This is a genomic window from Bradyrhizobium sp. LeoA1Lang (genome assembly GCF_055413685.1).
In genome coordinates, this window is the sequence record NZ_JBVAPG010000041.1 from 36,158 (window position 1) to 58,077 (window position 21,920).

19 protein-coding genes are annotated in these 21,920 nt (G+C 64.5%); 9 read left to right on the forward strand and 10 right to left on the reverse strand.

Annotated elements, in window-relative coordinates; all coding sequences use genetic code 11:
* Positions 1-40 precede the first annotated feature (40 nt).
* On the reverse strand, positions 41-1,690 hold the full coding sequence (locus ACZYOF_RS16285) for a glycosyltransferase family 39 protein (protein ID WP_463716387.1): 1,650 nt from the start codon (positions 1,688-1,690) through the stop codon (positions 41-43).
* A gap of 337 nt (positions 1,691-2,027) precedes the next feature.
* Here ACZYOF_RS16285 and ACZYOF_RS16290 point away from each other — a divergent pair, with 337 nt between their 5' ends.
* Together ACZYOF_RS16290 and ACZYOF_RS16295 are read left to right on the forward strand one after the other, a co-directional pair.
* Positions 2,028-2,954: a DUF308 domain-containing protein gene (locus tag ACZYOF_RS16290; RefSeq protein WP_463716388.1), complete on the forward strand. Its 927-nt coding sequence runs from the start codon at positions 2,028-2,030 to the stop codon at positions 2,952-2,954.
* A gap of 182 nt (positions 2,955-3,136) precedes the next feature.
* Positions 3,137-3,550 carry a Ros/MucR family transcriptional regulator gene (locus ACZYOF_RS16295; RefSeq protein ID WP_130583382.1) on the forward strand — a complete coding sequence of 138 codons (414 nt, stop codon included), beginning with the start codon at positions 3,137-3,139 and terminating at the stop codon, positions 3,548-3,550.
* A 62-nt stretch (positions 3,551-3,612) separates the two neighbouring features.
* Here the strand turns inward: ACZYOF_RS16295 and ACZYOF_RS16300 are convergent, their stop codons facing one another.
* Positions 3,613-4,044 (reverse strand): SufE family protein, encoded by a 432-nt coding sequence (locus ACZYOF_RS16300; RefSeq protein ID WP_394567190.1) that lies wholly within the window; start codon positions 4,042-4,044, stop codon positions 3,613-3,615.
* 91 nt (positions 4,045-4,135) lie between these two features.
* Entirely contained in the window at positions 4,136-4,522 is a 387-nt protein-coding gene (locus tag ACZYOF_RS16305; RefSeq protein WP_130583383.1) for a DUF5330 domain-containing protein, read from the reverse strand.
* Between the two features lie 426 nt (positions 4,523-4,948).
* Between ACZYOF_RS16305 and ACZYOF_RS16310 the strand changes: the two genes are divergently transcribed.
* Together ACZYOF_RS16310 and ACZYOF_RS16315 are read left to right on the forward strand one after the other, a co-directional pair.
* Complete coding sequence (locus ACZYOF_RS16310; RefSeq protein ID WP_165421488.1) at positions 4,949-6,766, forward strand: sensor histidine kinase; 1,818 nt, start codon at positions 4,949-4,951, stop codon at positions 6,764-6,766.
* Positions 6,759-7,502 (forward strand): peptidoglycan-binding domain-containing protein, encoded by a 744-nt coding sequence (locus tag ACZYOF_RS16315; RefSeq protein ID WP_463716389.1) that lies wholly within the window; start codon positions 6,759-6,761, stop codon positions 7,500-7,502. Before ACZYOF_RS16310 ends, ACZYOF_RS16315 begins: the two co-directional genes overlap by 8 nt.
* Positions 7,503-7,575: 73 nt before the next feature.
* Here ACZYOF_RS16315 and ACZYOF_RS16320 read toward each other — a convergent pair whose 3' ends face one another.
* From ACZYOF_RS16320 to ACZYOF_RS16330, 3 genes are all read right to left on the reverse strand, one after another.
* Complete coding sequence (locus ACZYOF_RS16320) at positions 7,576-8,883, reverse strand: HlyD family type I secretion periplasmic adaptor subunit (protein WP_463716390.1); 1,308 nt, start codon at positions 8,881-8,883, stop codon at positions 7,576-7,578.
* A complete protein-coding gene (locus ACZYOF_RS16325) occupies positions 8,880-10,586 on the reverse strand; it encodes a type I secretion system permease/ATPase (protein ID WP_463716391.1) in 1,707 nt (568 codons plus the stop codon). Before ACZYOF_RS16325 ends, ACZYOF_RS16320 begins: the two co-directional genes overlap by 4 nt.
* Before the next feature lie 220 nt (positions 10,587-10,806).
* Positions 10,807-12,726 carry a calcium-binding protein gene (locus tag ACZYOF_RS16330; protein WP_463716392.1) on the reverse strand — a complete coding sequence of 640 codons (1,920 nt, stop codon included), beginning with the start codon at positions 12,724-12,726 and terminating at the stop codon, positions 10,807-10,809.
* 317 nt (positions 12,727-13,043) lie between these two features.
* Here ACZYOF_RS16330 and ACZYOF_RS16335 point away from each other — a divergent pair, with 317 nt between their 5' ends.
* Complete coding sequence (locus ACZYOF_RS16335) at positions 13,044-13,388, forward strand: DUF1491 family protein (RefSeq protein WP_130582570.1); 345 nt, start codon at positions 13,044-13,046, stop codon at positions 13,386-13,388.
* Here ACZYOF_RS16335 and ACZYOF_RS16340 read toward each other — a convergent pair.
* Complete coding sequence (locus ACZYOF_RS16340) at positions 13,385-14,317, reverse strand: DUF2336 domain-containing protein (protein ID WP_130582568.1); 933 nt, start codon at positions 14,315-14,317, stop codon at positions 13,385-13,387. The genes ACZYOF_RS16335 and ACZYOF_RS16340 overlap by 4 nt on opposite strands.
* Before the next feature lie 307 nt (positions 14,318-14,624).
* On the opposite strand from ACZYOF_RS16340, the gene ACZYOF_RS16345 reads away from it, so the two are divergent.
* The gene (locus ACZYOF_RS16345) at positions 14,625-14,825 is read left to right on the forward strand and encodes a hypothetical protein (protein ID WP_130582567.1); all 201 of its coding nucleotides are present in this window, start codon (positions 14,625-14,627) and stop codon (positions 14,823-14,825) included.
* A gap of 16 nt (positions 14,826-14,841) precedes the next feature.
* Complete coding sequence (locus ACZYOF_RS16350; protein ID WP_463716393.1) at positions 14,842-15,621, forward strand: hypothetical protein; 780 nt, start codon at positions 14,842-14,844, stop codon at positions 15,619-15,621.
* Here ACZYOF_RS16350 and ACZYOF_RS16355 read toward each other — a convergent pair.
* Genes ACZYOF_RS16355 through ACZYOF_RS16365 form a run of 3 tightly spaced genes read right to left on the reverse strand, consistent with a single transcriptional unit; the run spans position 15,618 to position 19,123 of the window.
* A complete protein-coding gene (locus tag ACZYOF_RS16355; RefSeq protein WP_130582565.1) occupies positions 15,618-16,235 on the reverse strand; it encodes a DUF1254 domain-containing protein in 618 nt (205 codons plus the stop codon). The two genes, ACZYOF_RS16350 and ACZYOF_RS16355, sit on opposite strands and share 4 nt — an antisense overlap.
* On the reverse strand, positions 16,232-16,810 hold the full coding sequence (locus tag ACZYOF_RS16360; protein ID WP_130582564.1) for a DUF1214 domain-containing protein: 579 nt from the start codon (positions 16,808-16,810) through the stop codon (positions 16,232-16,234). Before ACZYOF_RS16360 ends, ACZYOF_RS16355 begins: the two co-directional genes overlap by 4 nt.
* A 30-nt stretch (positions 16,811-16,840) precedes the next feature.
* The gene (locus tag ACZYOF_RS16365) at positions 16,841-19,123 is read right to left on the reverse strand and encodes a transglycosylase domain-containing protein (RefSeq protein WP_463716394.1); all 2,283 of its coding nucleotides are present in this window, start codon (positions 19,121-19,123) and stop codon (positions 16,841-16,843) included.
* A 295-nt stretch (positions 19,124-19,418) separates the two neighbouring features.
* On the opposite strand from ACZYOF_RS16365, the gene ACZYOF_RS16370 reads away from it, so the two are divergent.
* On the forward strand, positions 19,419-19,934 hold the full coding sequence (locus ACZYOF_RS16370) for a YcgN family cysteine cluster protein (protein ID WP_463716395.1): 516 nt from the start codon (positions 19,419-19,421) through the stop codon (positions 19,932-19,934).
* 159 nt (positions 19,935-20,093) lie between these two features.
* Positions 20,094-21,671: an MDR family MFS transporter gene (locus ACZYOF_RS16375; RefSeq protein ID WP_463716396.1), complete on the forward strand. Its 1,578-nt coding sequence runs from the start codon at positions 20,094-20,096 to the stop codon at positions 21,669-21,671.
* Positions 21,672-21,920 lie beyond the last annotated feature (249 nt).

Sequence of the window (21,920 nt, forward strand, 5' to 3'; positions counted from 1 at the left end):
GGTTCGGGGTGCCTGATATGCGGTGCCGGCGGAAGCCAGATTACGGGGCGGGGATCGCGAGCAGGCTCGAGATGCTGCGGCCGCGGATGTCGTAGACGCGGGCGAACACGACATCGTCGCGCTTGATCTCGACCAGCACGGGCGCGGTCAGGCCCTTGCAGTAGAACTCGCCGAGCGTCATGGCGAAATCGGCGGACTGGCTGTCCCAGCCGATGGTGAAGTCCGGGCCGAGCGCAACCTGCGCCGGGCGCTGCGGGCCGCAGACGGCGACCTTCCATTTTCCGTTAAGCGGCGGAATTTCCTGCCGCTCGATCAATTGCTCGCGCAGGCCATCGGAAGCCTGCTTCAGGGCCAGGCCCCAGTAGTCGAGCATGAACAGGTCGTCGGCACCGCGGACCGTGCCGGCAATGTGGTTGAAGTGGGTATATTGGTAAGGATGCAGCCGGATCATCTCGCTGAGCGGCAACAGCAGGCCGAAGGTGAAGACGGCGAGCGCCACCGGCTGCCAGCTCCGACGCTTTTCGCCGAGCCAGTCCATGGTGCGGGCGAAGGCAAAGCCCGCCAGCACCGCCATCGGCGGGATCACGAAAATGAAATGGCGGATGCCGTTATAAAGCGCCGGCCGCTTCACCATTGCGATGACCAGCGGCAGCGTTGCCGCCAGCGTCAGCATCAGCAGGACGGTCTTGCGCCGCGCGGCGACGTCGGCGCGCGACAGCGACATCAAGCTCATGACAACCGCTGCAACCAGGAGGCCCAGCAGCACCTCGGGGAGCTGCAGCGCGAACAGCGTCGGCAGATAGGACCACGGCATGTCCGGCACCGAGACCAGCGCGCCGTCGAACATCTCCTTCCAGGGCTTCTCGAAGAAGTGCGAGAAATAGGTGACGGCCTCGAGCGGGTGGCCCGGTTCCATGATCGACCACGGCCAGATCAGGCCCATCACCAGATAGCCGAAGATCAGCCCGGGCAGCAGCACGTAGACCACATGGACGAAGCGATACGCCGCCTCGCGCGGGCCTTGCTTGCGGACTTCTTCAAGCAGCAGCGGCACGAAACCCACCGCGGCGTAGATCAATGCGAGACCGCCGAGAACCCGGCAGCCGAGCGAAAGCCCGGCGCCAAACCCGACGATCAGGATGGTGCGCGGCGAGGGAGCCGGATATTCCTCTGCAAGGCGCACAAGGCCCATCAGCAGGATCACCATCGCCACCGCGAATGGCGCGTCCTTCGGGTTCATGAACATATGGCCGTAGAAGGTCGGGCACAGCGCGAGCAACAGCAGCGCGGCAAGGCCGGCCAGCGGGCCGCCCACGCGGCGGCCGAGCCGCCAGCTCACCGCAAGCCCGATCACGCCAACGACGGCGCCGAGCAGCCGGCGGGTTTCGAACAATTCGAGCGGGATGACCTTGTGCAGGAGCGCCGCGGCCATGTCGAAACCGCCGCCATACATGTACAGATTGGCGAATGACAGCGCGCCGGTGTCCTTGAAGCCGGAACCATACATGCGCAGCAGCAGGTCGGCGTATTCGGCGTGGGTGTAATCGTCCCAGCCCAGCCCGTAATCGCGGAACGTGAGGCCTGCGATCAGGGCGACCGCGCTTAGCACGATGATCGCAAGATCATCGCAAGTCTTTTCCACCGAGCGCCGCGCGGGCGTTTCGATGGCAGAAGTCGTAATGGATGACATGGCTATTGGTGACCCGGCGTCCCTCGGCCCTGCTGGCGCTTTAGGGCCTCATTCCCCGGCATCCATATAGCGCAGTTCCACTAACGAGTAATTGGGAATTGTGGCGTAATTTACTGATGCGTCGCAGCAATTTGGCATCAATTCGTAGCCGGTAGATCTACGGGGGGACGCGTTGCCGGCGGTTGCCCTGAGAAGCGAACGGAGCGGTAATCCTGTTCAAGATCCGGATAGGAACCGTCTCCGGAATTGTTGGTTGGCGATGCACATAATATGACGGTATCGTGGAATAAGGGGCCGGCGCATAGATTTGGCGCGGTTTTCGGGGGTGAGTTTGATGATGGTCGGGATGTTGGTCGCGGGTTTTGGCCTGCTTTTGGCAGGCCTGCTGGCGATCGGCTATGGCATTCAATACAAGGAATTCAGCGTCGGCAGCACGCTGATCCTCTCCGGTGTATTCGGCTTCTGCACCGGCCTGATCATGTTCGGCCTTTGGCTTAATGTCCGGGAGCTGCGGAATCTCGCCCGGCGCCTGGGTACCGGGATGCCTGCAGAGGAGCCCCACGAATTTTCGCTGCCGCCGGACGCACCCGTTGCACCGCGTGCCGCGGCTGCGTCCGAGGGTGGATTCCCGTTCAGGCGCGGTCAACCAGCGGCAGAAGGTTCTGGGGACGGCGAGCCGGTGGTACCGGCGGCGGCTGGTGCGACCCCGCCGCCCTGGTATCACGAGGCCGCCGCGCGCGATCGTGCCCGCAACGAGGTGCCGCCCGTCACTCCGCCAGGCGCGGAACCGTCGGAGGTTGGCCCGGCAGGTCCCAAGCGGCGCAACCTGATGTTCTCTTCCACGCGCAAGGAGCGCGAACGGGGCCCGGCGCGCGCAGGCGAGCCTTTGACCCCCGACATGCTCTCGCCGGAGCCGCGTTCGAATCCACTGGCGCCGGCCGCCGAATCGGGCGAGTCGCAGCAGGTGAACTTCGATGACACGTGGCCGAGGCCGGAGCGGCAACGGCCCTCCGACCTTCCGCCGCGCCGCGTGCCGCGCACGCCCTCGACCCCAGGCGAGAGCCCCAGCGCGCCGGTGGCCGACCGTCGTCCGCCGCAGCCGCAGGAGCAGCCGCCGGTGACGGTGCTGAAATCGGGCGTCGTCGACGGCATGGCCTATTCGCTCTATTCCGACGGTTCGATCGAGGCGCAGATGCCGGAAGGCATGATGCGCTTCGCCTCCATCGACGAACTGCGGGCGCATCTCGAGCAGCGTTCGTCATAGACCGGGAAATACTTGCAATCGCGCGTCTTGAAAAATAAAGGCTGCGTAGTTCTTGCTAGATTCCTGGTAATCCGCGCATATTAGCAAGTAATGCGGGGCTCCGCTGATGTATTGGCGTAGCCCGATATTGTCCGCGGTCCCGCCCCGTTGCCAACGTCCAAGCCTCAAGAGAAGGTTGCGCGATGACCGATGCCACAGGCAAAAGCCCTGTCGAACTGACCGCCAACATCGTATCGGCCTATCTCAGCAACAATCCGACCCAGGCCTCGGATATCCCCAACCTGATCAGCCAGGTGCATGCCGCGCTGATGCGGGTCGCCAGCGGACGGACCGAGGCGCCGCTCGAGCCGGCCAAGCCCGCGGTGTCCGTGAAGAAATCGGTTACGTCAGAATATTTGGTCTGCCTGGAAGACGGCAAGCGATTCAAGTCGCTGAAGCGCCACCTGCGCACGCAGTACAACATGACGCCGGAACAATACCGGGAGAAATGGGGGCTGCCGGCCGACTATCCGATGGTCGCGCCGAACTATGCGGTAGCGCGCTCACAGCTCGCCAAGAAGATGGGCCTCGGCCAGCAGCAGCGGAAGCGGAAGTAGCATAGCGTTTTCGAGCGAAGTGGATTCCGGTTCGCCTGAATAAAACGCGTCAAATACACGAGCTAGGAAGCGGCGGTTGCGAGCGTCTCGCGGGCATCCGAGCGGATACGCTCGATCATCGAGCGAAATCCGTTGGAGCGCTGTGGCGTCAGGTGCTCGCGGAACCCGAACTCATCGAAAATCGCGGCGGCATCCGTCGCCAGGATTTCCTTGGGCGTGCGGTCCGAATAAAGCGTCAGCAGGATCGCGATCAGCCCGCGCACGATATGCGCGTCGCTGTCGCCGAGATAATGCAGCCGCGGCTCGCCGTTGCCGGCGCGGTCGATCTTCCTGGAGAGCCAGACCTGGCTCGCGCAGCCCTGCACCTTGTTGACTGCGGAATGCTCTTCCTCCGGCATCGGTGCAAGGGTGCGGCCGAGTTCGATGACGTACCGGTACCGGTCGTCCCACTCGTCGAGCAGCGAGAAATTCTCCCTGATTTCGTCGATCGTCATCATCACCCGCGTCCCATCACTCCAATCGTTATATAGGGTCGCGGGCGGCCGAATGCGATGAAAATGCAGCCGGTTCCGGCTTATTTTGCGGTCACGGCGCGGGCGGCGGCCGCCATTCGATGGCCTGGTCGTCGGCCGTCAGGGTGTCGCGGGAGGCGACCAGGGAGACCTCGGCATCCCCAGGCGAGCCGATCGAGCCGGTGTGGTCCGGCGACTTCTTGTCGATGATGATCTGATAGATTTTCCTTGCACCGTCGGTGGCACGCTGACCGATCACGGTCGCTGCCTGGCCGCCGACCTCGCATGCCGCAGGCTGGCGCTTGCAGAACTGGCCCATGTCGCTGACAGCAGCGGTCGCCGCCTGCACGGCTTCGGCGGCGCCGATCTGCGGCAGCTTTTCCGATTCAGGTGTTTTGTCCCTTGGCAGCAGCACGAGCACGAGCCCGAGCCAGAATGCCATGCGCAGCAGGAAAAACATCTCGCGACCCCGTCATCTTCGTTTGCGGTTGATCCGCAATTCGCACGTGACTAGCAGCGGTCAATAAAACGCAAGTGTTTGCCTTGAAGTTAAATCGTCGAAAATTCGCGGAAAATGCGCGCCAAAATCCGCACGCGTCTCGATTCGGTGTAAATTTTCGATTGATGCCAGCGAGCTGCGGCAAGATGCGCGAGCCCCGCTCGTCCACCATTTCGAAACCATAAGATTATCGATCGCGGAAACCTCGCGTTCACCATCCGCGCCAAATGCGCCCGTTGCGATGTGCAAAAGCCGTGCGAAGGCACAGAGTCCAGCGGCCGGGCGCTGTGCCTTAGCGTTCGCTTAAGTTCACTCTGACACGGTGAGTCCAAGATGAAGGGGGCGTTCCGACTCGTCTTTGACGCAGGATCGGAAAGCGCGAAAGCCGTGAGTGTTTTGAGTATTATCCGCGATTGTCTCGATGCCCTGCTGCATCCGTCGGCGAGATATGATGCGTTGACGCGGGCGCGGCATCGCGCCTTCATGGCGCCGCGCCTGCTCGGTAGCCTGGCGGCGTTCGCTGCATTTCCCGTCTATCTGGCGCTGCGCGGCGCGCCGACCGCGATCGAGGTTGCCGCTTTCGCTTGGCTGATCGCGCCGATCCTGTTGTCCTGGTTCCTGTCGCGCACTGGCCGCTATGAAGGCGCGCATGTGCTGTCGTCGCTGGCGCTTGCAGGCTTCGTCATGATTGTGGCGGCGGCCACCGGCGGGATCGCATCCTTTGCCGCGGTCTGGCTCATCGTCGTTCCGATCGAGGCGGCGCTGTCGGCCTCGCGCCGCGTGGTGGCGTTCGCTTTTGCGCTTGCGATGTCATGTGCGGCGGCCTTGATCGTGCTCGGCCATTTCCACCTGCTGCCGCCGTCAAATCTGAGCGCGCCATTGCAGGGCGCCTTGATCGGGTTCGGTGTCGTTTCAGCAACGCTCTATGCCGCGGGCCTTGCCTTCGGCGCCGAGTCGCTCGCGCGCACCAGCGTGGCGCTGTTCTATCGCGAGGAAGAGCGCTACCGCCTCCTGGCGCACAATATGAGCGACGTGCTGTCGCGCCACAGCCGCAACGGGGCGGTGCAATTCATCTCGCCGGCGGCGGAAGCGATGCTCGGCGTGCCGGCGCCGCGGCTGATGGGGCACGGCCTGTTCGATCGCGTCCATGTCGCCGATCGTCCGGCCTATCTCACTGCGCTGTCGGACGCAGCGCGGGGCGGCGAGGGACGCAGCGTCGAATTCCGCCTGCGGCGGGAGGCGCCGCGCGGTTTGATGCAGTCGGCGGATTTCATCTGGGTCGAGATGCGCTGCCGGCCGCTCGATCAGGTCGCTGGCGAGGGCGAAGTCGTCGCCGTGATTCGCGACGTCACCGATCGCAAGATGCAGCAGGAGGCGCTGGAGCAGGCGCGCAACGCCGCCGAACAGGCGGACGCGTCGAAGACGCGGTTCCTTGCCACCATGAGCCACGAATTGCGCACGCCGCTGAATGCCATCATCGGCTTCTCCGACATGATCGCCCAGGAAGATGTGCTGATGCTCGATGCGGCGCGCCGCAAGGAGTATGCGCAGCTCATCCGTGATTCCGGCCAGCACCTGTTGTCGGTGGTGAACGGCATCCTCGATATGTCCAAGATGGAAACGGGCACTTTCGAAATCGCGCCCGAGCCCTTCGCGCCGCGCCCGGCGCTGCTCAACTGCTGCAACCTGCTGGCGCTGAAGGCGCGGGAGAACGGCGTCGACTTGATCACCCGCGCGCCGGAGGATCTGCCCATGATGAACGGCGATCCGCGCGCCTTCAAGCAGATCACGCTCAATCTCGTATCAAATGCCATCAAGTTCACCGAGCGCGGCGGCAGCGTCACGGTGTCGGCTGCGGTCGAGGGATCCCGGCTGATGCTTGATGTCACCGATACCGGTGTCGGCATCGATGCCGACGATCTCAAACAGATCGGCAATCCTTTCTTCCAGGCCGGCAAGACCTATCAGCGCCGTCATGAGGGCACCGGACTTGGACTGTCGATCGTGAAGGGTCTGGTCGGCTTGCACCAGGGCGAGATGAGTGTAGAGAGCAAGCTTGGCGAAGGCACCACTGTGACCGTGACGCTGCCGCTCTCGTTTGCGCCGCCGGCGGTGCAGGAGCCTTCCGGCAAGATCGCGACGCTGAAGCCCGCGTTGCGATCCGGATTACAGGAACAAGCCCAACAGGTGAAGAAGAGTGCCTAGAAAAGTCGCCGATGATGAGGAGATGCCGCGCCGCCGCCGTCGCGGCGCGCAGGCGGTTGCGATCGAAGCCGAGGAAGAGCGCGGCGTCCTGATGCGCGTGCTGTTGCACAGTCCGAAGGACACGGTCGCCGGCGTGCTCGCGGCCGGCGCCGTCATTGCCATCATCACCAATGCACTGTTTCTGCAGGCCGGCCGCCATCCATCACCGATGTTCGGTTCGGTCGTGACGCTGCCGCCGCCGGCGCCTGCCGTCACCAGTCCGCTGCCGCGTCCGCGGCCGGTCGAGGCGGCTGCGCGTCCCGTTGAACCCCAGCCTGTGGAAGCGAAGCCCGCCGAGCCCGCGAAGCCCGCCGAACCCAGAGCGGAACCGAGGGCGTCCGATTCCAAGACTTCCGATTCCAGGACTTCCGATTCTAAAACTTCCGACCCGATGACCAATCTCGTCCTGAAGTCGACGTCGGCCCCGCCGGCTCCGGCAAATGTCATCCGGCCGCCCGCGCCGATCCCCTCGCGCGGCGAGACCACCCAGAGTGCGGCATCGAAGCGCATCGCCGCGGTCCAGCGCGCGCTCACCGAATATGGCTACGGCCAGCTCAAGCCGACCGGCACCATCGGTTCCGATACCCAGGCCGCAATCGCCAAGTTCGAGCGCGACCGCAAGCTGCCGGTGACCGGCCAAATGTCGGATCGTGTCGTCCGCGAACTCTCGGCGATGATCGGACACCCGGTCGAGTAGGGCCTGCACGACGGACCGATGCCTCGCGAATCGCCCGGCTCGGCTACTGCGCTGAACCGGTCAGCAAGATTGTTCAGCGCTCGCGGAAAGCCCGCACGATCTGGTCGGACAGCGGCTTGACGAAATAAGACAGCACGCTGCGATCATAGGTCTTGGCAAAGATCTCGGCTGGCATTCCCGGCAGAAGTCTCGCTTCTCCCAGTCGCGCCAGCTCCTCGGGCGTGATTGCCACCCGCGCGGTGTAGAAACTCTGGCCGGTGCGCTGGTCCGATGTCACGTCGGCCGAGATGCGGCTGATCGTGCCCTGGATTTCCGGCGTGGTGCGCTGGTTGAAGGCGGAGAAGCGCAGGTTCGCCGCCTGTCCGACATGGAGCTGATCGATGTCAGCCGGCGAGATCTTGGCGTCCACGGTGAGAAGATCGGCCTCCGGAACGATCAGCATGACCGGCTCGGCCGGGCTGACCACGCCGCCGACCGTGTGGACACTGAGCTGGTGCACGATCCCATTCTGCGGGGCGCGGATGTCGACCCGCTTGAGCTGATCCTCCGCTGCGACCTTGCGTTCGATGAATTCTCCGATCTTGCCGTCGATCTCGCGCAACTCCTTGGCGACCTCGCTGCTCAGATCCTGATCGATCTGGATGATCTGCAATTCGATTTCGGTGACCTTGCCACGCACTTGCGCCGTCGCGGCGATCGACTGCGCAAGCTCGCCTTTGAGGCGCGCGGCTTCGCGCTCGAGAACCGTTAGCCGGCTCATCTGGATCAGGTTCTTCTCCCACAGCGTCCGCACGCCCGTGAGCTCACGCTGGATCAGCTCGATCTCCTCCGCCTTGGCCTCCTGCAGGGCGGCGTAGCCACGGATTTCATCTTCGAGCTGCGCGATGCGCTGGCGAAGCTGCGACTTCTGCCCCCTGCGCGCGGCGGCTCTGAGCTCGAACAATCTGCGTTCGCTGTCGAGCGCCGTGATGAACTCCGGCGAGGGGCGATCGAGCAGCTCGGGTGGGACCACGATGTGCTCGGCGCCATCGCGTTCACTGCTGAGGCGCGCCTTGCGGGCGCGCATCTCATCCAACCCTTTCGCGTAGATGGCAAGGCCCGCCCGCAGCGCAGTCTCATCGAGCCGCACCAGCGTGTCTCCGGCACGGACATGATCACCTTCGCGGACCAGCAATTCTCCGACGATGCCGCCGGTCAGATGCTGGACTTTCTTGACATTGGAATCGACGACGACCGATCCGGACGCCGTGACTGCGCCTGACAATTCCGTGGTGGCGGCCCAGCCGCCGATGCCGCCAGTCAGCACGAGCGCGACGACTATTCCGCCGATCAGGTGATGGCGCAAGCTGCGGTCTTCGCCTTGAAATGCGCTCTCGGTCATGTCGATGCCGCCGATTGAGGAACGACCTTGAATGGACCCGCTGGGGGTGACTCCCGTCGTGTCAGCATCGAGAACACTTCATCCTTGGGGCCAAAGGCTTGTTGCCTGCCATTGAGCATCGTCATCACGAAGTCGACGGCGGCGAGTGCGCTGGAGCGGTGCGCGACGATCACGACGATGCCGCCGCGAGCCCGAACCCCGAGGATCGCGCGGGTCAACGCCTCTTCGCCTTCGGCGTCCAGATTTGAGTTGGGCTCATCCAGCACCACGAGGAAGGGATCGGCATACAGCGCGCGGGCGAGTGCAACGCGCTGTCTTTGGCCGGCGGAGAGGCGCGCGCCCTGTTCGCCGATCTGGGTGTTGTATCCCTCCGGCAAGCCGACGATGAGCTGATGGATGCCGGCCGCGTTTGCCGCCGCGAGCACCGTTTCCATCGGCGGGCTTGGGACAAATCTCGCGATATTCTCGGCGATGGTGCCTTCGAACAGTTCGACGTCCTGCGGCAGGTATCCGATGTGATTTCCGAGCGCCTCGGGGGAACATTGCTCCAGCGCCGCGCCGTCCAATCGGACGACACCGCGCGACGGCCGCCATGCGCCGACAAGCGCGCGGACCAACGAGGATTTTCCCGATCCGCTGGCGCCGATGATCCCGAGCGCGCTGCCCGCTTTGAGGACGAAATTGATGTCGGCGGCCAGCACCCTTTCGGACTCCGGAGCGGTGACGGACAGTTTTTCCGCAAGCAGCGTGCGGCTCGGTGCGGGCAACGGCACCTGGGTCGCGGGCCCGGGGATGACTGCCAGCAGTTTCTCAAGACGCCGCCAGCTCTGGCGCGCCGCAACGAAACTCCTCCAGTTGGCGATCGCGAGGTCGACGGGCGCGAGCGCGCGGCCGGTCAGGATCGAGCTGGCAATGATGATCCCGCCGGATGCCTCCTGGTGAATGACGAGATAGGCGCCGACCGCAAGGACGGCTGATTGCAGCATCATGCGCAGCATTCGCCCGACGACGCCGAAACCGCCCGAGATGTCGCCGGCGATTTTCTGCTGCCGGCGATAGGCATCGCCGAGCTCGCGCCAGCGCGCGAGCAGACGCGCGGACATCCCCATCGCAACCAGGACTTCCGCGTTGCGTCGGCTCGCCTCGGCGAGCCGGTTGCGCGCGGCGGCATGGTTTGACGCTCTTTGCACCGAGCGACGGGACAGGCGATCAGTGAGCAGCGTCAGGATCACCAGCACGAGCGCGCCGCCGAGCACGGTGCCGCCGATCAGCGGGTGGAACGCAAAGCAGATCGCGAGATAGATCGGCAGCCATGGCAAATCGAACAGCGCCGGCAGGCCAGCCCCTGATAGCACCGACCGAATGGTGTCGAGGTCGCGGACCGGCTGCAGCCCATCGCCGCCGCCGCGGGTGCGGAGCGGCAGACGTATCACGAGATCATAGACGCGGTCGCTGACACGCCAGTCGATCTGGTTTCCGATCCGAAGCAGCATGCGTCCACGCGTCAGCTCCAGGATGCCCTGGAAGACGAACAGCATGGCCGCGATGATGCTGAGACCGACAAGCGTGGGCACGCTGCGGCTCGGCAGCACGCGATCATAGACTTCCAGCATGAACAGCGAGCCGGTCAGGCTGAGCAGGTTGATCAGTCCGCTGAACATCGCGATCGCGATCAGCGCGGCGCGGCAGGATGCAAGCGCCATGTGCAACTCCGATTCCGCGCCAGGAGGTGCGGCAGGACGGTTTGCTTGCGCGATTGACATCACGGGGAGTTGCTCCGCAGATTGTAGGTGAGCGGCCACTGTTTGACAGCGATGTGTCGGACCACGCTTGAATGCATGGATGCGGAGGTGACGGGGGAGCCGCACCTCTGCAGTCAAGTCTCGGTGATGGGCGGGCGGAGCCCGCCCATCTTGATCGCCGTCAGACCAGATACTGGTGGATCAGCTGCAGCTGACCACCCTCGACCTGTTCGCCGCCGACCGCGAAGTGGGCCTGGGTATCGATCAGGTAGACGTTCTCACCGGCGTTGCCGAGGATGTGCGAGACGTCGATGACGCCGGACGATTCCTCGTCCTGGGTCAGGAAGTTCGCACCGCCCGAAGTGAAGCGGCTAGGGTCATGCTCGGCGAGCTGCGTCAGCTTGTCTGTCGCCGGATCGTACTGCCAGACCTTGCCGAGATGCGCATTGTTGCCGACGTCCTCGCAGAGAACGATCTTGCCGTTGGCATCGACGGTCATGTTATCGAACATCTGCTGGCCTTCAGTGCCGTTCAGCAGCAGCTTGATGGTGCCGCCCGCGGCCGGGTTGCTGGAATCGTTGAAATCCAGTGCCCACAGCCGGCTCGGCGCATTGAAGGCGTCCGTCGTCACGAAGTAGAAGCGGTTCGGATTGAGCGTGTCCCAGGCGCCGTCTTCCGGACGAAGGAAGCTGGTGACGCCGGCAGCCTCGCTCGCCGCATCGATCTCGGCACCTGTCATGCCGCTGACGTCGCCGAGATCGATCATCGAGAAGGTCGACTTCTCGTCCGTCCCGAGCGGGGAGGCGGTGTTCGGTTCGTTGTTGTTCAACGTGCCTTCGAACTCGTTAACGTGAATGCCGAAGAAATGGCCGCCGGTCAGGCCGGCCTTCTCGACGGCGTTACCGGTCGCCTTCTTGTCGCCGGCATAGAAATAGACTTGGCCGTTCTGTCCATCGTCCAGCGCCGCGACCACGGTCTTGTCGCCGGTATGCGCGCTGGCGACCACGTTCTCGAAGGCCATATTGCCGAGCCCGGCGAGTTCGTAGCTATTGCCGTCCTGCGCGCCGCCCACGATATGGGCGAATGCCCGCCCTTCGACACCAGACTCTTCACCGTTGAGATAGATCCTGCCGCCGTTGAAGCCGAGACCGGTTTCCGCGCTGTAGAACGCGCCCTGATCGGCAAGGTCGGCGGAGCAGAAGCGGTTGAACGACACCGGGCTGTTGCTGGCGTTGTGGTCGACATAGCTGTTGGTCGTCGCGTCGTAGAGCCAGACGTCGTGGATGAGGTCCTTGCCCGACACCGCCTGCAGCGTGGTCTTGTCGAACACCCATTCCGAGATGAACGCGCCTGTGGCGCCATGAGCGCGCGCAACGCCCAGGTTTCCGCCGAGTTCGTGGTTCATCAGCACGGTGAAGGTCCCGTCGCCATTGTCGAATGCGCCAAGGCCGTCGGGAATACCGGCCATCTTGTAGCCGCCCACGCTGTCACCCGCCGTCAGCAGTGACTGAGTGTAGACATGGGAATCGCTGCTGAGGAGGTAGGGCGTCTGTGAGCTTGACGGACCCTTGACCTCATCTGCGATGATGAACTGTTCGGAGTGAAGGTTCGAAATGCGCGTATTCTCGATGACGAGCTTGTCGTCATTGCCGAAGCTGATTTGAACGTCGTGACCGACCTGTCGGGCGGAGTCGATCAGCGCCTGAAAAGAGGCGACCTGGAAGTCACGGATATCGATGCGGTCGCCGCGATCGAGATGCTCGATCGTGTCGACGCCCATGCCCTTGCGGAACAGGAATTTGTCGTTGCCGTCATCGCCGCTGAGTTCGTCCCGACCGGCGCCGCCCAGCAGCAGATCCCGTCCGGGGCCGCCGAACAGGCGGTCGTTGCCTTCGCCACCGATCAGAGCATCGTTGCCCCTTCCACCGAACAGCGTGTCGTTGCCTTTGCCTCCATCGATCAGATCGTCGCCCCGAAGGCCGAAGATGATGTCATTGCGGTCCGACCCGAAAAGATCGTCGTCGCTGGTCGTTCCGAACAGCTTCTTGCCGAACGGACCGCCGTGGTGATGTGTGTGATGGTGTTGATGACGTCCTGACATTGCTTTCCCCTGGATAATGGATCGTAGCCCGGTCCGTTAACCAAGCGGCCGTGACGGTCGCGCGACATCGGGATGAAGTTGCAATCGTTGCGGCGAAGAGTTCGCTCATCCGCGGCGGATCGTGCCAGTTTTCGCTGGAAATTGAGCTGGTTCGAATTGCGTGACAAAGAGTCGCGGACTGCTGACGTCTTGTGGAAAAGTTGGCAATTCGGTCGGCTCTTGCGACGCTGCCGGCCCGTCCGGTCCGGTTGGATGCCTCGCACAAGGCGCGCGGAGAGGCACTGGCGCTGATCTCGCGGCCGGCTTATCGTTGTGCAATGCGATTGAAATCAAGCATCTGGGTGTCCGCATATCTGCGGCGCTGCCAGAAGGAAGGCGTGTTCGGTGCGGTGCGCCGGCGCGGCGCGGAGGAGGCGGGGGCGGTGTTCGTCAAGGTGGCGCTGCTCGACGGCAACGCCATGCTTTACACGCCCGCGCCGCAGACAGCCTATGAAGACAGCCGGCCGTTCGACCGCATCTTCGTGCCGATGACGCAAGAGCCGGTGCCGGAATCATCGGTGGAGCAACGGCTTGCCAAGGAAATCCGCTTCGATCCCGATGCCTGGGTCGTCGAGACCGAGGACAAGGCCGGGCGGCACTTTCTGGACCTGGCGAAGGGTTAGCGTCCGGAGCTCTGCGAGCGGATCGCGGGCGCATCACCCGGCTGACCGGTCGGCCGCCTCTCAGCGGATGTGGAGCGCGCGCGATGGCGCTCGTCATCGTAGAGCGAGGGGCGATATTTGGCACGCGCGACCGCCATGGTCGAGCCTCGCCACGCCGCCAGCATGATGAGCGCCGTCCGTTCGCTCAGCCGATCGTACATGCGCGACAGGCGAAACACGTAGTGCACCGATGAACCCAACGCCGGATTGAGGAACATCAGCACCCGCTGGAACACCGGGCTCGGCATGTTCAGCGCTCTCGCCGCGCAGGCCAGCGGCTCGCCGCTGGGATCGTTCACCACCTGCTCGGCAATGCGCGACGGCAGGATCAGCGCTTCGCCGACTTCGCGCGCGAAATTCTCGATGTCTTCGGCGAAGGCCGCCATTTCAAGGATCTCGATGGCGCGCGCGGCGCGCGGCGCAGGAATCCGCGCCGACGCCTTGAGCGGCGTCTGCACAATGTTCTGCAGGATCTGGACCCGCTCGCTGGCCGTCGCGGCAAAGAACATGTCGGTGATCTCTGCGGCATCGTTGGGCCGCATTGCAAGGCTCGCTGCCATCCGAAGCTGCGCCTCGGTCGGGGGGGTGACCGATAGTGGCTGTGACGGCGGCGCCGCGATTTCAGCAGCGGCCGGCAGCGGCTGGTCCGGGTCGGTGCGCCGCAGGCTGAGCTTGCCGAGAAGCTCCTCCGGCGTTGCCGGATAGACCGAGAGCCGCGCCCGCACCGCCGCACGCGTCGCATCGTCCACCTGGTCGATCAGGCGCGAGGCCAGTTCGACGAATTGCCGCTCTTCATCGGCGGAATGAACCTTGGCCTGCACATAGAGGTCGGTGAGCACGCGCAGCAGCGTCGGGCGAATGTCGACGCCCTCGCGACGTGACAGGGTCATCAGCCCATCGAGGCCTGGAATGACTGGAGCTGCGCTCATGGGAAGGCGTACGCGACTTTCGAAAATGCGCAAAACGTTCGGACGCCAGCCTATGTCGGCGGCTTTAAGAGCCGGTTAAGGAAAACGAGCCGTGAAGGCATCCGTTAAAATGTGAACTATCTGACGGAAGCGATCTGGCGAATAAGGCACACTCGCCACATCGGTAACCGACCGGCGGCTCCGATTAAGAGGTCATTAACCACGTGCGGTTCTTAATCCGGACGTCGCCTCGCAAATCATCACCGCGCGGCAGGCAGAGAGAACAGAAATGGGCACCATCATTGAGTTTCCGGCGGATGCGGCATCGCGGCGGCCGGGCGCGGTCATGGGTGGCGCTGCAAGCGATGGCATGGGGACTGTTCTGATCCTTCCCGTTATCCGGATTGAGCGCGTAACCGAGCAGAGCGACGGTGGACGCGGGCCGGCAGAAGGTACAGCGCCTCGTCGCCGTCGCCGTCGGCGCACCTGACGATTGGACGTTTGAAATGCGGGAGGGGTGTCTTCCGAGCCGCAGCATCGGACGCCGGCGTTCACGCTCGGCGTTGGCGCTGCTGCTGATCGGCGCGGCGCTCGGCGGCTGCAGCGGCGGCGATTTCGGCCGCACGCGTGCCGACTTCCGTAACGACGACATGCACCGCTGGCTCGGCGCGGAAGCGACCGGCAGCATCGGCATGAGACCGTCGCAGTTCCAGCTTACCGAAAACGAGCGCCAGCTCCGCGATCTCGCCTATCCCCTGATCGAGCCGCCGCATTCGCGGCCGGCCTGGAAGAGCGTGTTCGGCGACTATCAGCCGTTGCCCTCGCCATGGCGGCAGAAGGTGGTGTTCGACCGCACCGCTTACGGACGGGCGCTGATCGACGAGCCGCACCGCGCGCACACCTCCCGCTACATGCAACTGATCGACGACGTGCGCGACGACATCACACGCTTCGAGCCGTTCTTTGCGACCGCCTGGCGCGTCATCGAGCTCGACCGCAAGCGCAATGCCAGCCTCGGCATGGTGTCGGACCTGTCGCCGCGGGAGCGCGCTGACGCGATTGCCCGGATGGAGGAGAACACGCTGATCGTGCAATGGGTCCAGCAATGCCTGGAGCGGCGGATTTCGTCCTATCGCTGGGCGCTGGAGCGATTGGTGATCCAGGCCCCGGACAATGTCGCGGCTGACGCGGATCGCCTGATCGGCGAGCTCGCCGTGCTGACCGCCAATCCGCCGGTCGCCGCGCAGCCGCCGGTGATCGGGCACGCCACGGTCGTCAAGGGCTAGCGTTTCGAAGGCCGTGCCGCGGGCGCAGGGGCGGGGAGCGGGATTTCGGCCTGCTTGGGCGCCGGCGGCTCGGTCTGCACCTTGCAGCTTGCGGCCGCGAGCGAGGCCTGTGCCTGCGGCATCAGGCCGGGCTCGGCCGCCAGCGCCTTCAACAGGATCAGGCCGGTCGTGGTCGGGGAATCGATGATCAGCCGGTCGGCGGCGGTGATGTCTTCGTCCTCCGGCAGCTCGTTGTGCTGCGCCTCGGTCATCAAATCGAGCTCGATCACCTTCTTGCCGGCGGAGCGGTCGTTGATGGCGTAATAGGCGAGCTCGTTGCGGGTGTAGAACGACACCGAGGTATAGGCCTGGCTCACCGGCACCGTGAGCTTGATCGGCCCGGTCGAGAGATCGTAGCGGCAGATCGCCATCGCGAATGCCGGGTCCATGAACGGCATCAGCGAATTGCCGGGATCCGCTGATGGCAGTGCCGTGACCGCGTTGAGCTGCGTGATCGGCGTCAGCCGCGAATAGGCGTCCTGCGAAGCGATCCGCGGCAAGGCGAGCACGCTGACGAGATGCACCACGCCGCCCAGCAGCACGCCAGCGATGATCGTGAAGGCGAGGCGGATCATGGGCAGCCCACCGTCGAGATCATCGGCATCGGCGCGTCGCGCTGGGTCCGCGTCGCCACCCCGACCGGCGTATCGTAGAGCCGCAGCATCAGCGCGTAACGCTCGATGCCGCCCGTCGGCAGCCAGTTGCCGGCCCGCGAGCGCGAGGCGATGCGGATCTCGAACGTACCGTCGGAGCCGCGGATGATCTCCTGGCTGGTGAAGCCGTAGCGCTGCAGCGAATTCGCCACCAGACGGCCTTTGCTGTCGAACAGCGTCAGCGTCCAGAACCGCGCCGGCGGGGTGACGCCGCTGACGACGACGTCGCAACGTCCGTCGAGCGGCTTCTTCTTGTCATCGGTGGTGGCGGTGAAGCCGATGCCGTCGCCGGTGCCGACCGGCAATTCGCCGGAGCGGGCGATGGTCGCACGGTTGTAAGGATCGATGTCGGATGTGCCGTTTCTCGGCCGCGCGGTCCAGGCGCCGATCTTCAGCGTCCCGATATTGGTGCCGCGCGTCGCGGCCACATAGGTCGAGCCGAGCCCGATCCCGGCAGCAACGATCAGCGCGAGCAAGGTGATGAGGATCAGCCGCACGGCCCTAGAGCTCCGAAGCGATCACCGGCATCAGTTTTTTCGCGGCGTCGGTGCCGCCGCCTGGTCGCCGGCCGCCGTGACGTAATTCTCGGGGAAGGCCAGTGCGCTGGATGACGGCTTGTCCGATTTCGCCGGCGCGTTGGACGACGTCTTGCCCAAGGTCCTGGCGGCGTCGTCGAGCATTTTCTCGACCCGCACCAGGATATCGGCGCCGCGCTTGGTCAGCACCGGCGGCGGACCGGGCTTGGTCTCGAGTATCTTGGGCGCGGCGTTCGCGGCGGCATTCGCCTGCGCCGCCGGCTCCTTCGGCAGTTTCTGGCCCATGCCGACGCCGGGAATTTCCCGCACCTCGACGCCTTGATGCGCGGCAACCATGATGTCGTGCCAGGTCTGCGCCGGCAGCGAGCCGCCGGTCATGCGGTTGGTCGGCGAGTAGTCGTCATTGCCGTACCAGACCGCGCAGGTGAAGTTGCCTGTGTACCCGACGAACCAGGCGTCACGATAGGCGTTCGTGGTGCCGGTCTTGCCGGCGGTCGGAATACCGTCGAGCGCAGCACGCCGCGCGGTGCCTTCGCTCACCACATGGCTCATCATCCCTGCCATGTCGGCAGCAACGGACGCCGGGATCGCCTGCCGCGGCTGCGGCCCGTCGCGGTCCCAGCGCCATACCAGGTCGCCGGCGCCGGTGCGGACTTCCAGCACCGCATGCGGCGTGACGGACCGGCCCCTGTTGGGGAACGTCGCGTAGGCGACCGCATGCTCGACCACGGTGACTTCGTCGGAGCCGATCGGCAGCGATGGCGTATCGGGCAGCGGCGCCTTGAGGCCGAAACGGCGCGCCACTTCGACGATCTTGGCGCGGCCGGCTTTCGGGCCTTCCTTGCCGCCGAGTGCGATCGAGAGTTTCACCGGCACGACGTTGATCGAGCGCGTGATCGCCTGCGTCAGCGTCACCGAACCGGAATAGGAGTGGCCATAGTTCTGCGGGCACCAATTGCCGATGCACACGGGCCCGTCGACGATTTTCGAGTTCGGTGTGAACCCGTTCAGGAGCGCCGTGGTGTAGACATAAGGCTTGAACGACGAGCCCGGCTGCCGGTACGCGTCGGTCGCGCGGTTGAACTGGCTGGCGCCGTAGTCGCGCCCGCCGACCATCGCGCGCACGCCGCCGTCGAGATCGGACACGACGGTTGCCGCCTGGGTCGCGTGATAGTCGCGGCCGAACTGGCGGAGCTGGTTCTCGACCGCTTCCTCGGCGGCGCGCTGCACGTTCATGTCGATGGCGGTGCGGACCACGAAGACGCGCTCGGTATAGGATTTCGGGAAGGTGTCGACGAGCCTGCGCATTTCGTCGAACGCCCAGTCGAGATAGTAGTTCGGCGAATTCTCGTCGCGTCGGTCGACCGCAACCGCGGGATTGCGGCGGGCGCCGAACACCTGGCCCTCGGTCATGAAGCCGGCATCGACGAGGTTGTCGAGCACGACGTTGGCGCGGGCGCGCGCCGCCGGCAGGTTGATGTGCGGCGCGTATTTGGTCGGTGCCTTGAACAGGCCGGCAAGCATCGCGGCTTCCGCCAGATTGACGTCGCGCGCCGACTTGTTGAAGTAGAAATGGGCGGCGCCATCGACGCCGAAGGTGCCGCCGCCCATATAGGCGCGGTCGAGATAGAGCTTGAGGATCTCGTTCTTGCTGAGGCGGTGCTCGAGCCAGATCGCCAGGAATGCTTCCTTGATCTTGCGCTCGATGGTGCGCTCATTGTTCAGGAACAGGTTCTTGGCAAGCTGCTGCGTGATCGAGGAGCCGCCCTGGCGCACGCCGCCGGCCTGCGCGTTGGTGACGAGGGCGCGTGCGGTGCCGGCGATGTCGATGCCGAAATGGTCGTAGAAGCGGCGGTCTTCGGTGGCGAGGGTGGCTTTGATCAGGACGTCGGGAAAGTCTTCCAGCGGGATCGAGTCGTTATGCTTGATGCCGCGGCTGCCGATCGGGTTGCCGTAACGGTCGAGGAAGGTCACCGCGAGATCGGACTTCTTCAGCCAGTCGTCATCGGCGGTTTCGCGGAACGCCGGGATCGCGAGCGCCAGCAGCACGACCATGCCGCCGAGCCCCATGGTCGCGGCTTCCGACAGCGGCTCGATGAACACCCAGCGCTTCCAGCGGCCGACATAGAAGTTGTCCATGAAGGTGGAATAGCGCTCATAAAGCTCACGCAGGCCCCTGCCGGAGGAGAACAGCGTGGAGTCGATCCGCGCATCCAGGTCCAGAAAGAAGTTCCGGAGCTTGGTCGTCCACTGCGGCGGTAGGATCTGGCGCACCGGGGCCCTTGCTCGGTTAGAAACCGCTCACGTGCCCATCCATTTGGGCACCGGTCGAGCGTCTTGATTCCATGTTGCGGCAAACCCAAGGCGCTGCTCGCGCCAGTTGGGAGACTCGGTTATCGTTTCTATCTGAGCGGAGGCTATAAACCAATGGTGTTGCTTGCGATTTTAATGTCAGGCTGAACCTGTTTGTGAACTCGTTCGCGCGCCCGCAGATGGACCCGCTTGCGTGCCTGCCACTACCGCCCCTAGATGGGTTGTGAACCGACTTAAACCAAATTCTTCGATTTCCATGACCGCACCGCCCAAGCGCGCCTCCGCCCAAGAGGGATTTTTCTGGAAAACCAAGACGTTGGAGCAAATGTCCAATGTCGAATGGGAAAGCCTGTGCGACGGCTGCGGGCGTTGCTGCCTGGAGAAGCTCGAGGACGAGGACACTGGAAAAATCTACTTCACCCACGTCTCCTGCAAACTGCTGGATGCCGGGCGCTGCGCCTGCAAGGACTATCAGAATCGGTCCGACAAGGTTCCGGACTGCGTCCGGCTGACGCCCGAGAACGTCCGTACCCTCAATTGGCTGCCGCCGAGCTGCGGCTACAAACTGGTCGCGGAGGGCCGCGATCTCTATTGGTGGCACCCGCTGATTTCCGGCGACCCGAATACCGTGCACGAGGCCGGCGTCTCCGTGCGCGGCCGGGTGCAGGGAACCGAGGACGAGATCCCCGACGCCGAGCTCGAGGACCACATCGTGCGGTGGCCGGCGCTGCTGCCGAAGCGGGCGCGGCTGAAAAACCGGCCGAAATCGTAACGTCTTGTCCATGCGCGAAAATCACGTCATTGGGATGACGCGGCCTCGGAATGCGCCCATGCGCTGAGCCGCCTGCCTCAACAGGAATTTGCTGCCTACATTGCAGTCCATAGAACGATTCCATTGTGGCGTTGCGCCACAGCGAGATTTGCGCCCGAGATGAACAAGTTCGAACGGCAGAGCAGCAAACCTGCCGACCGACAGACGTTGCCTGCAGACGTAGCCGAAGAGCTGTCCCGCCTGCCGACCGAGGTGATCGACCTCACCGACGCGCCTCCTTTGGCGCCGCCGGCTCCGCTTGCCCCTGACGAAGTCCGCACCATCGTGATCAGCCTGATGCTGACGATGTTCCTGGCGGCGCTCGACCAGACCATCGTCGCGACCGCGCTGCCCACCATCGGCCGCCAGTTCGGCGACGTCTCCAACCTGTCCTGGGTGATCACGGCCTATCTGCTGGCATCGACCGCGGTTGCGCCGGTATTCGGCACGCTGAGCGACATCTATGGCCGCCGCGCCATGATCATCACCTCGCTCAGCCTGTTCATCGTCGGCTCGATCCTGTGCGCGATTGCGCCCAACATGCCGGTATTGATCCTGGCGCGCGGCCTGCAGGGGCTCGGCGGCGGCGGCATCATGCCGGTCGTGCAGACCGTGATCTCCGACGTGGTCAGCCCGCGCGAGCGGGGTCAATACCAGGCCTATTTCAGCAGCGTCTGGATGGCCGGCGGCATCGCGGGTCCGGTGATCGGCGGCGTGTTCGCCGAGCATCTGCACTGGTCGATGATCTTCTGGATCAACCTGCCGCTCTCGTTTGCCGCACTGGCGCTGCTGTTGCCGAAGATGGGCAAGATCCCGGTGTTCCACCGCAGGCGCAAGGTCGACTGGCTTGGCGGCATCCTGCTGATGGCATCCGCGGTTGTGTTCATGCTGGTGCTGACCTGGGGCGGCAACCATTTTGCCTGGTTGTCGCCGGTGATCATGGCGATGATTGGTGCGTCGTTTGCGCTCGCTGCCACCTTCGTGTGGCACGCGGGCAGGGCGGACGAGCCGTTCCTGCCGCTGTCGCTCCTGAGCGGAACGGTCGTTCCTTTCGCGATCGTCGCAGGCAGTTGCGCGCTCGGCGCGATCGTCGGCCTGACGGTGCACCTGCCGCTCTATTATGAGGTGGTCTATCACCTCAGCGCCAGCGAGGCTGGGCTGGCGCTGATCCCGCTTGCCGCGGTCTCGACCTGCGGCGCGGCGATCGCCGGCCGGACCATGGCGCGCGCCAGGCATTACAAGCGCGTGGCGATCGTCGGCACCTCGGTCGCCGCCCTCTGCGGCGTGGCGATGGCGATGACCACGCTGCCGCTGTGGGGGCTGCTCACGCTGATGTCGGTCTTCGCGCTCGGCCTCGGCACGACGTTTCCGATCAGCGTGGTCTCGCTGCAGAATGCCGTGGCGCGCTCGCAGGTCGGCACCGTGACCGGTGCGATGAATTTCTTCCGCGCGCTGATGGCCTCGTTTGCGGTGGCGGCGTTTGCCGCGATCCTGCTGATGGCGCTCGGCGCCGACATCTCGCTCGCCGGCGAACATCATGGCGCGGTGAGCTCGATTCCGGTCGCCGACATGACCACCGCCTTCCGCTTCGTCTTCGGCGCCGCCGCCGTGCTGCTCGCAACTGCGGCGCTGTGCATCACCATCATGGAAGAACGGCCGCTCGCAGGCCCCACGCGCCAGGTGGACGTGGCGGAGTAGGGCGGATCGAGCGGTTCGATTTGTAGGATGGGCAAAGCGACAGCGTGCCCACCGTCAAGTGCTCCGCTCGCGATGGTGGGCACGCTTCCGCCGGAGCTCGTTTGAGCCGCGGTGCATGAAGTCGCTTTGCCCACCCTCATATGGGGCTTTGTGAGTCAAGGCTCTCAGCGAACAGGGTTGGGTTGGGTTTTTGCGGTGAGAGGGCGGCGCGCGGAGCCATGCGTAGCGCAGCGCGACGACCGGGCCCCG

What these genes read in the sequence shown, in the direction of transcription:
- ACZYOF_RS16285 (WP_463716387.1), bottom strand. Translation starts at nt 1,690, where the DNA reads ATGTCATCCATTACGACTTCTGCCATCGAAACGCCCGCGCGGCGCTCG.
- ACZYOF_RS16290 (WP_463716388.1), top strand. Translation starts at nt 2,028, where the DNA reads ATGGTCGGGATGTTGGTCGCGGGTTTTGGCCTGCTTTTGGCAGGCCTG.
- ACZYOF_RS16295 (WP_130583382.1), top strand. Translation starts at nt 3,137, where the DNA reads ATGACCGATGCCACAGGCAAAAGCCCTGTCGAACTGACCGCCAACATC.
- ACZYOF_RS16300 (WP_394567190.1), bottom strand. Translation starts at nt 4,044, where the DNA reads ATGACGATCGACGAAATCAGGGAGAATTTCTCGCTGCTCGACGAGTGG.
- ACZYOF_RS16305 (WP_130583383.1), bottom strand. Translation starts at nt 4,522, where the DNA reads ATGTTTTTCCTGCTGCGCATGGCATTCTGGCTCGGGCTCGTGCTCGTG.
- ACZYOF_RS16320 (WP_463716390.1), bottom strand. Translation starts at nt 8,883, where the DNA reads ATGACCGAGAGCGCATTTCAAGGCGAAGACCGCAGCTTGCGCCATCAC.
- ACZYOF_RS16325 (WP_463716391.1), bottom strand. Translation starts at nt 10,586, where the DNA reads ATGGCGCTTGCATCCTGCCGCGCCGCGCTGATCGCGATCGCGATGTTC.
- ACZYOF_RS16330 (WP_463716392.1), bottom strand. Translation starts at nt 12,726, where the DNA reads ATGTCAGGACGTCATCAACACCATCACACACATCACCACGGCGGTCCG.
- ACZYOF_RS16335 (WP_130582570.1), top strand. Translation starts at nt 13,044, where the DNA reads ATGCGATTGAAATCAAGCATCTGGGTGTCCGCATATCTGCGGCGCTGC.
- ACZYOF_RS16340 (WP_130582568.1), bottom strand. Translation starts at nt 14,317, where the DNA reads ATGACCCTGTCACGTCGCGAGGGCGTCGACATTCGCCCGACGCTGCTG.
- ACZYOF_RS16345 (WP_130582567.1), top strand. Translation starts at nt 14,625, where the DNA reads ATGGGCACCATCATTGAGTTTCCGGCGGATGCGGCATCGCGGCGGCCG.
- ACZYOF_RS16350 (WP_463716393.1), top strand. Translation starts at nt 14,842, where the DNA reads ATGCGGGAGGGGTGTCTTCCGAGCCGCAGCATCGGACGCCGGCGTTCA.
- ACZYOF_RS16355 (WP_130582565.1), bottom strand. Translation starts at nt 16,235, where the DNA reads ATGATCCGCCTCGCCTTCACGATCATCGCTGGCGTGCTGCTGGGCGGC.
- ACZYOF_RS16370 (WP_463716395.1), top strand. Translation starts at nt 19,419, where the DNA reads ATGACCGCACCGCCCAAGCGCGCCTCCGCCCAAGAGGGATTTTTCTGG.
- ACZYOF_RS16375 (WP_463716396.1), top strand. Translation starts at nt 20,094, where the DNA reads ATGAACAAGTTCGAACGGCAGAGCAGCAAACCTGCCGACCGACAGACG.